The sequence below is a fragment of the Arhodomonas sp. KWT genome, assembly GCF_010993615.1.
In genome coordinates this window covers 1-7,390 of record NZ_WNXE01000056.1, presented here as the reverse complement: position 1 = coordinate 7,390, position 7,390 = coordinate 1, and the positions used below count along the sequence as shown (strand labels likewise).

17 protein-coding genes and 1 pseudogene are annotated in these 7,390 nt (G+C 66.2%); all 18 read right to left on the bottom strand.

All coding sequences use genetic code 11. From position 1 onward, the window contains the following. Positions 1-131 (bottom strand): 50S ribosomal protein L6 (rplF, locus tag G7A99_RS10345; RefSeq protein WP_163140000.1); only part of this gene is annotated, 131 nt, incomplete at its 3' end. Between the two features lie 17 nt (positions 132-148). Further along, positions 149-544, bottom strand: a complete 396-nt coding sequence (gene rpsH / locus G7A99_RS10340) for a 30S ribosomal protein S8 (protein WP_018718880.1) — start codon at positions 542-544, stop codon at positions 149-151. A gap of 45 nt (positions 545-589) precedes the next feature. Continuing rightward, the gene (rpsN, locus tag G7A99_RS10335; protein WP_026321179.1) at positions 590-895 is read right to left on the bottom strand and encodes a 30S ribosomal protein S14; all 306 of its coding nucleotides are present in this window, start codon (positions 893-895) and stop codon (positions 590-592) included. Between the two features lie 11 nt (positions 896-906). Then, positions 907-1,446 carry a 50S ribosomal protein L5 gene (rplE, locus tag G7A99_RS10330; protein WP_163139981.1) on the bottom strand — a complete coding sequence of 180 codons (540 nt, stop codon included), beginning with the start codon at positions 1,444-1,446 and terminating at the stop codon, positions 907-909. Between the two features lie 9 nt (positions 1,447-1,455). Beyond that, on the bottom strand, positions 1,456-1,773 hold the full coding sequence (rplX, locus tag G7A99_RS10325; RefSeq protein ID WP_163139979.1) for a 50S ribosomal protein L24: 318 nt from the start codon (positions 1,771-1,773) through the stop codon (positions 1,456-1,458). Positions 1,774-1,785: 12 nt separating this feature from the next. Continuing rightward, positions 1,786-2,154, bottom strand: coding sequence for a 50S ribosomal protein L14 (gene rplN, locus G7A99_RS10320; protein ID WP_018718884.1), 369 nt, complete (start codon positions 2,152-2,154; stop codon positions 1,786-1,788). 62 nt (positions 2,155-2,216) lie between these two features. Further along, on the bottom strand, positions 2,217-2,480 hold the full coding sequence (gene rpsQ, locus G7A99_RS10315) for a 30S ribosomal protein S17 (RefSeq protein WP_163139977.1): 264 nt from the start codon (positions 2,478-2,480) through the stop codon (positions 2,217-2,219). Beyond that, a complete protein-coding gene (rpmC, locus tag G7A99_RS10310) occupies positions 2,477-2,680 on the bottom strand; it encodes a 50S ribosomal protein L29 (protein WP_018718886.1) in 204 nt (67 codons plus the stop codon). The genes rpsQ and rpmC overlap by 4 nt, the downstream gene beginning before the upstream one ends. Continuing rightward, positions 2,680-3,093, bottom strand: coding sequence for a 50S ribosomal protein L16 (gene rplP, locus G7A99_RS10305; protein ID WP_018718887.1), 414 nt, complete (start codon positions 3,091-3,093; stop codon positions 2,680-2,682). The genes rpmC and rplP overlap by 1 nt, the downstream gene beginning before the upstream one ends. A gap of 19 nt (positions 3,094-3,112) precedes the next feature. Beyond that, complete coding sequence (gene rpsC / locus G7A99_RS10300; protein ID WP_163139975.1) at positions 3,113-3,787, bottom strand: 30S ribosomal protein S3; 675 nt, start codon at positions 3,785-3,787, stop codon at positions 3,113-3,115. A gap of 9 nt (positions 3,788-3,796) precedes the next feature. Further along, on the bottom strand, positions 3,797-4,129 hold the full coding sequence (gene rplV, locus G7A99_RS10295; protein WP_026321181.1) for a 50S ribosomal protein L22: 333 nt from the start codon (positions 4,127-4,129) through the stop codon (positions 3,797-3,799). A 3-nt stretch (positions 4,130-4,132) separates the two neighbouring features. Next, entirely contained in the window at positions 4,133-4,408 is a 276-nt protein-coding gene (rpsS, locus tag G7A99_RS10290) for a 30S ribosomal protein S19 (protein WP_026321182.1), read from the bottom strand. Between the two features lie 21 nt (positions 4,409-4,429). Beyond that, entirely contained in the window at positions 4,430-5,254 is an 825-nt protein-coding gene (gene rplB, locus G7A99_RS10285) for a 50S ribosomal protein L2 (protein WP_163139973.1), read from the bottom strand. A gap of 27 nt (positions 5,255-5,281) precedes the next feature. After that, on the bottom strand, positions 5,282-5,581 hold the full coding sequence (gene rplW / locus G7A99_RS10280; protein WP_163139971.1) for a 50S ribosomal protein L23: 300 nt from the start codon (positions 5,579-5,581) through the stop codon (positions 5,282-5,284). Then, positions 5,578-6,180, bottom strand: a complete 603-nt coding sequence (gene rplD, locus G7A99_RS10275; RefSeq protein ID WP_163139969.1) for a 50S ribosomal protein L4 — start codon at positions 6,178-6,180, stop codon at positions 5,578-5,580. The genes rplW and rplD overlap by 4 nt, the downstream gene beginning before the upstream one ends. Continuing rightward, complete coding sequence (gene rplC, locus G7A99_RS10270) at positions 6,180-6,830, bottom strand: 50S ribosomal protein L3 (protein WP_163139967.1); 651 nt, start codon at positions 6,828-6,830, stop codon at positions 6,180-6,182. Before rplC ends, rplD begins: the two co-directional genes overlap by 1 nt. Positions 6,831-6,992: 162 nt before the next feature. Continuing rightward, positions 6,993-7,307: a 30S ribosomal protein S10 gene (rpsJ, locus tag G7A99_RS10265; protein ID WP_018718895.1), complete on the bottom strand. Its 315-nt coding sequence runs from the start codon at positions 7,305-7,307 to the stop codon at positions 6,993-6,995. Positions 7,308-7,313: 6 nt separating this feature from the next. Further along, positions 7,314-7,390: pseudogene (locus G7A99_RS10260) on the bottom strand (elongation factor Tu); the annotation flags it as partial.

Sequence of the window (7,390 nt, the reverse complement as noted above, 5' to 3'; positions counted from 1 at the left end):
CTCACCGTCACCCACGGGTGAACCTCGTGGTTGAGCTCGCCCTTCGGCCCCTTCACCGCCACATGGCGTCCGTCGATGCTGACCTCGACGCCCGACGGGACTTGGACCGGACTTTTCGCAACTCTGGACATGATTCTGGATCCCGTCGTTAAAAGACCACGCAAAGAATCTCACCACCGTGCCCGGCGGCGCGGGCCGCACGATCGGTCATGACACCCTTGGAGGTCGACACGATCGCCGTGCCCAGCCCGCCGCGCACGCGCGGCAGGGTCCGTTTGCCCTCGAAACGGCGCAGACCCGGCCGGCTCACCCGCTGGATCTCCTCGATCACCGGGCGGCCCTCGTGATACTTGAGTCCGATTACCAGCTCGGGCTTCTTCTCGGAGCCCTCCACACGGTAATCCTCGATATAGCCCTCGTCCTTGAGCACCCGCGCAATGGCACCCTTGAGTTTGGACGACGGCATGCTGACTTCCGCCTTCTCCGCGGTCTGACCGTTGCGGATCCGGGTCAGCATGTCCGCAATGGGATCCGTCATGCTCATGTTCGCGTCACCTGATTACCCAGTCTTGGTTTGAACGCAGCCGGCCTACCAGCTCGACAGCTTCAGCCCCGGAACCTCGCCGCGCATCGCCGCCTGGCGAAGCTGGTTCCGGGACAGGCCGAACTTCCGGTAGACGCCCTTGGGTCGACCGGTCACGCGGCAACGGCTGACCTGCCGCACGGGACTCGAGTTCCGCGGGAGGGACTGCAGCTTCTCCTGCGCCTCGGTGCGCTCCTCATCGGTGCTGTTCGGGCTCTTGATGATCGCCTTGAGCTCCGCGCGCTTGGCCGCGTACTTGCGGGCGAGCCGCTCGCGCTTGTGCTCGCGCTCAATCATGGAAACCTTTGCCATACCGTCCTCGTCTATTTCCGGAACGGGAAGTTGAAACCTTCGAGCAGGGCGCGTCCCTCCTCGTCGGTCTTCGCCGTGGTGCCGATGGAGATGTCCATCCCGCGAATCGCGTCGACCTTGTCGTACTCGATCTCCGGGAAGATGAGCTGCTCGCGCACGCCCACGTTGTAATTTCCGCGGCCGTCGAACGCCCGCGGCGAGAAACCGCGGAAGTCGCGCACTCGCGGCGAGGCGATGTTGATGAAACGGTCGAGGAACTCGTACATCCGCCCACGTCGCAGCGTCACCTTGCAGCCGATGGGCCAGCCCTCACGGATCTTGAAACCCGCCACCGACTTGCGCGCGTTCGTGACCACCGGCCGCTGGCCGGTCAGCGCCGCGAGTTCCTCGGTCGCCGACTCCAGGACCTTCTTGTCCCGGATCGCCTCGCCGAGGCCCATGTTGATCACCACCTTCTCGAGCCGCGGCACCTCCATGGGATTGGAGTAGCCGAAGCGCTCGGTCAGGCTTCCGGCGATCTCTTTCTGATAGAGCTCACGCAGCCTTGCCATTGCGGCACCCTAGTCGATCTGTTCGTTGTTGGACTTGAAGACGCGCACCTTGCGACCGTCTCCCTCGACGCGAACGCCGACGCGGTCTGCCTTGCCGGTCTTCGCGTTGTAGATCGCCACGTTCGAGACGTGCAGCGGCATCTCCTTGTCGACGATGCCGCCCTGCACGCCCGCCTGCGGGTTCGCGCGCTGGTGTTTCTTGGCGACGTTGACGTTCTCGACGACAACCCGCTCCTTTTCCGGAAGCACGCGAAGCACCCGCCCGCGCCGGCCCTTGTCCTTGCCGGCGATAACGATCACTTCATCACCTTTCCTGATCTTGCGCATGACAACCTCTGCCTAGAGAACCTCGGGCGCGAGCGAGATGATGCGCATAAACTGCTCCGTGCGCAGCTCGCGCGTCACCGGGCCGAACACGCGCGTACCGATGGGCTGCAGGTTATTGTTCAGCAGCACGGCGGCATTGCCGTCGAAGCGGATCACCGAGCCGTCCGCGCGACGTACGCCGCGACGGGTACGAACGACGACCGCGCTGTAGACATCACCCTTCTTCACCCGACCGCGCGGGATCGCGTCCTTGACGCTCACCTTGATGATGTCGCCGATGCCGGCGTAGCGACGCCGCGAGCCACCCAGTACCTTGATGCACTGCAGCTGCCGCGCCCCGCTGTTGTCCGCCGCACCGAGAAGAGTCTGCATCTGAATCATGGCGACCTACTCGCTCTCTAATGCGTTAACCACGCGACCCCGGCGGGGCCGCCGCGTAATGGCTACTGGGCGGCCTTCTCGAGGACCTTCACGAGCCGCCAGCTCTTCGTCTTGGAGTACGGACGGCACTCCTCGACCGCGACCCAGTCGCCCTCACGGCACTCGTTCGACTCGTCGTGCGCGCGGAGCTTGGTGGTCCGGCGAACGAACTTGCCGTACAGCGGATGCTGTTCCATCCGCTCGACGGCGACCGTCACCGTCTTGTCGGTCCGCGCGCTGATCACGCGGCCATTGACCGTGCGTTTGGTGCTCACCTGGTCGCTCATGACGCCTCGCTCGACCTCTGTTTCTCGTTGATCACGGTCTTGATCCGTGCAATGTCGCGCCGCACCTTGCCCAGCTGGTCCGGGCGGCCGAGCTGGCCGCTGGCCTGCTGCATGCGCAGGTTGAACTGCTCCTTGCGTCGCTCGAGCAGCTCCTGCTGCAGCGCGCTCGCGTCCTTATCGCGCAGCTCGCTTACCTTCATCACAGCACCGTCCGATGTACAAAGGTGGTCTTGACCGGGAGCTTCGCGCCGGCACGACGGAACGCCTCACGGGCAACGTCCTCGGCGACCCCCTCGATCTCGTAGATCACGCGCCCGGGCTGGACAACGGCGGACCAGTGGTCGACGTTGCCCTTGCCCTTGCCCTGGCGGACCTCCAGCGGCTTCGCCGAGATCGGCTTGTCCGGGAAGATCCGGATCCAGATCTTGCCGCCGCGCTTGACGTGACGGTTGATCGCCCGGCGGCCGGCCTCGATCTGACGCGCCGTGATCGGACCACGCGTGGTGGCCTTCAGGCCGTACTCGCCGAAGGCGACCGTGGTACCCCGCGCGGCCAGGCCGTTGTTGCGGCCCTTCTGCTGCTTGCGGAACTTCGTTCGCTTGGGCTGAAGCATGTCCTATTCCCCTCTCGCGTCAGCTCGCCGCGCGCTTGGTCTTGCCCGACTCCGGCGTCAGGTGCGTGTCCAGGACCTCGCCCTTGAACACCCAGACCTTCACGCCGATCACGCCGTAGGTCGTCTTCGCCTCGGCGAAGCCGTAGTCGATGTCCGCGCGCAGGGTGTGCAGCGGCACGCGGCCCTCGCGGTACCACTCGCTGCGGGCGATCTCGGCGCCGTTGAGGCGGCCGCCGACCTGGATCTTGATGCCCTGGGCACCGAGGCGCATGGCGTTGCCGACCGCCCGCTTCATCGCGCGTCGGAACATGATCCGGCGCACGAGCTGCTGGGCGACGTTCTCCGCGACCAGCTGCGCGTCGAGCTCCGGCTTGCGGACCTCTTCGATATTGATGTGCACCGGGATGCCCATCATGCCCGCGAGCTGGCGGCGCAGCGCCTCGATGTCCTCGCCCTTCTTGCCGATGACGATCCCCGGCCGCGCCGTGTGGATCGTGATCAGGGCGTTCTTCGCCGGACGCTCGATCTTCACGCGGCTGATCGAGGCGTGCGCGAGACGCTCCTTGATGTAGCTGCGCACGGCAAGATCGGTGTTGAGAAAATCACCGAAGTTCTTGCTGTCGGCATACCACATGGAACGCCAGTCCTCGGTGATACCGAGTCGGAATCCGGTCGGATGAACCTTGTGACCCATGGCGCCCCCTTACTGCTCTGCAACGGCCACGGTGATGTGGCTCGTGCGCTTGAGGATCCGCGTCGCGCGACCCTTCGCGCGCGCCTGGATCCGCTTGTACATCGGACCTTCGTCCACGAAGATACGGCTCACCCGCAGCTCGTCGATGTCCGCACCCTCGTTGTGCTCCGCATTGGCGATCGCGGAATCGAGCACCTTGCGCACGATCCCGGCGGCCTTCTGCGGGCTGAACTCCAGAACCTCCAGAGCGCGACTGACCGGCAGGCCGCGCACCTGGTCGGCGACCAGACGGGCCTTCTGCGGCGAGATCATCGCGTAGCGGAGCCTAGCAGCCGTTTCCATGCGTTACCTCTTCGACTTCTTGTCCGCCGCGTGCCCGCGATAGGTGCGACTCGCTGCGAACTCGCCCAACTTGTGCCCGACCATGTTCTCGTTGATGAGAACCGGGACGTGCTGCCGCCCGTTGTGAACGGCGATGGTCAGCCCGACCATCTCCGGAACGATCATGGAGCGGCGCGACCAGGTCTTGATCGGGCGCTTGCTATTGGCTTCTGACGCCGCCTGCACCTTCTTGAGGAGGTGCACGTCGACGAACGGGCCTTTACGAATCGAGCGTGGCACGGATCCCCACCCCTCTATGCGTTAGCGTTTGCGACGGCGCACGATGAACTTGTCAGTGCGCTTGTTCGTACGGGTCTTGTGACCCTTGGTGGGCACGCCCCACGGGGTCACCGGGTGACGGCCACCGGAGGTGCGGCCCTCACCGCCACCATGCGGATGATCCACCGGGTTCATGACCACGCCGCGGACCGTGGGCCGGCGACCGCGCCAGCGCGTGGCGCCGGCCTTGCCGAGCGAGCGCAGGCTGTGCTCCTGGTTACCGACCTCGCCGACCGTGGCGCGACACTCGGCCAGGATCTTGCGCATCTCGCCGGAACGCAGGCGCAGCGTCGCATAGGCACCCTCACGGGCGACCAGCTGCGCGCCGGCGCCAGCGGAGCGCACCAGCTGCGCGCCTTTGCCCGGGCGCATCTCGACGCAGTGCACCTGGGTGCCCAGCGGGATGTTGCGCAGCGGCAGCGCGTTGCCCGGCTTGATCGGCGCCTCGGCCCCCGAGACGACCTGCTGGCCGACCCGCACGCCGCGGGGCGCGATGATGTAGCGGCGCTCACCGTCCGCATACAGCACCAGCGCGAGGTTGGCGCTGCGATTCGGATCGTACTCCAGGCGCTCGACACGGGCGGCGACGCCGTCCTTGTCGCGCTTGAAGTCGATAACGCGGTAACGCCGCTTGTGTCCACCGCCGCGGTGCCGGGTGGTCATCCGACCCCGGCTGTTGCGACCGCCGGACTTCGAGAGCTTGCGCACCAGCGGTGCGTAGGGCTCCCCCCGGTGCAGTTCGCGGTCGCGGATCTCGACCACGAAGCGGCGCCCCGGGGAACTCGGTTTCGCCTTGACGAGTGCCATAATAATTCGTCCCGTATTCCCGCCGCGTTATTCCGCCGCCTCGAGGAAGTCGAGCTCCTGGCCCGCCTCGAGGGCGACGTACGCCTTCTTCCAGTCCGGGCGCCGGCCGCGGATGCGCCCGAACCCCTTGTTCTTGCCGCTCACGTTCACGACGCGGACGTCGCGGACGCGGACCTCGAAGAGCTGCTCCACGGCCTTGCGGATCTCCGGCTTGCTCGCGTCGCGGGCGACGCGGAAGACGACCTGTTCGCCATCGTCGGCGACCAGCGTGCTCTTCTCGGAGATGTGCGGGCCGAGCAGCACCTGATAGATACGCTCCGGATTCATGCCAGCCACTCCTCGACACGGCGCACCGCGTCGGCCGTGATGATGACGCGCTCGTGGCGCAGCAGGTTGACGGGATTGAGGCCCGTCACGTCGGTGACGTCCACCCGCGGCAGATTGCGCGTGGCGAGGAAGAGGTCCTGGGAGACCTCGTTCGCCACGAGCAGCGCATCCTCGCCGCCGAGCTCGGCCAGGCGCCGGGTCGCCGCCCTGGTCCGCGACTCGTCGATGCCGATGTTCTCGACCACGACCAGTCGCTCCTGGCGCGCGAGCTCGGAGAGGATGGAACGCAGCGCGCCGCGGTACATCTTGCGGTTGACCTTCTGCGAGAAATCCCGCGGCATCGCCGCGAAGGTCTTGCCGCCACCGCGCCAGATCGGGCTGCGGATGGTACCGGCACGCGCGCGACCCGTCCCCTTCTGCCGCCACGGCTTGCTGCCGCCGCCGCTGACGTCGCTGCGCCCCTTCTGGGCCTTGGTGCCGGAGCGGCCGCCCGCGAGGTACGCGGTCACGACCTGATGAACGAGCGGCTCGCGGAAATCCGCGCCGAATACGTGATCGGAGACGTCCACGCCGCTGCCTTCACGCACCTGGAGCTGCATCAGTTATCCCCCTTCGCGTGAGCCTTGACCGCCGGCCGCACGATCACGTCGCCGTCGCGGCTGCCCGGCACGCCACCCTTGATGAGCAGCAGGCCGCGCTCGCCGTCGACACGCACGACCTCGAGGTTCTGCGCAGTGCGACGCACGTTGCCCATCTGCCCGGACATCTTCTTGCCCGGGAACACGCGCCCCGGGTCCTGAGCCTGGCCGATGGAACCCGGCTTGCGGTGCGACTTCGAGTTGCCGTGACTGTTGTCCTGGGTGCGGAAGTGGTGGCGCTTGACCGTACCGGCAAAGCCCTTGCCCTTGGTGACACCCACGACGTCCACGAGCTGCCCGGCCTCGAACAGGTCGACACCGAGCTCTCCGCCGGCCTCGACAGCCTCTTCGCCGTCGACGCGGAACTCCCACAGCCCGCGACCCATTTCCACACCGGCGCGCGCAACGTGTCCGGCGACGGGCTTGGTCACGCGCGAGGGACGCCGGCTCCCGGTCGTCACCTGGACCGCGCGGTAACCGTCCTGCTCTTCGGTCTTGAGCTGCGTGACCCGATTGGCGGTCACCTCGACCACCGTCACCGGGATCGACGCCCCGTCCTCGGTAAAGACACGGGTCATGCCGCACTTACGACCGACGATTCCGATTGCCATCGTCGTTACCCTCTCCAGAAATACAAAGACTACCGGGCACCGTCGAGCGGCGCTCGGAGCATGAGCCAACGTTATCCGACAGCCCGGCAGCCCGGTGTTTCAAATGGGCCCGCCCCAGCTGACCGAGACCTGGCTCGGGGCCGGGGTAGTTCCCAAGCAGCGTTAGTAGAGCTTGATCTGGACGTCGACGCCCGCGGCGAGGTCGAGCTTCATGAGCGCATCAACCGTCTTCTCCGTCGGGTCCACGATGTCCATCAGACGCTTGTGCGTCCGAATCTCGTACTGATCGCGCGCGTCCTTGTTGACGTGCGGCGAGATGAGGATTGTATACCGCTCTTTCTTCGTAGGCAATGGGATGGGGCCCTTGACCTGGGCCCCGGTCCGCTTGGCGGTCTCCACGATCTCGCGCGCCGACTGGTCGATCAGCCGATGATCAAACGCCTTGAGACGAATGCGGATTTTCTGACTGGTCGCCATAGTGCTTTACTCGATGATCTTGGAGACGACGCCGGCGCCGACGGTACGACCGCCCTCACGCACCGCGAAACGCAGCCCCTCTT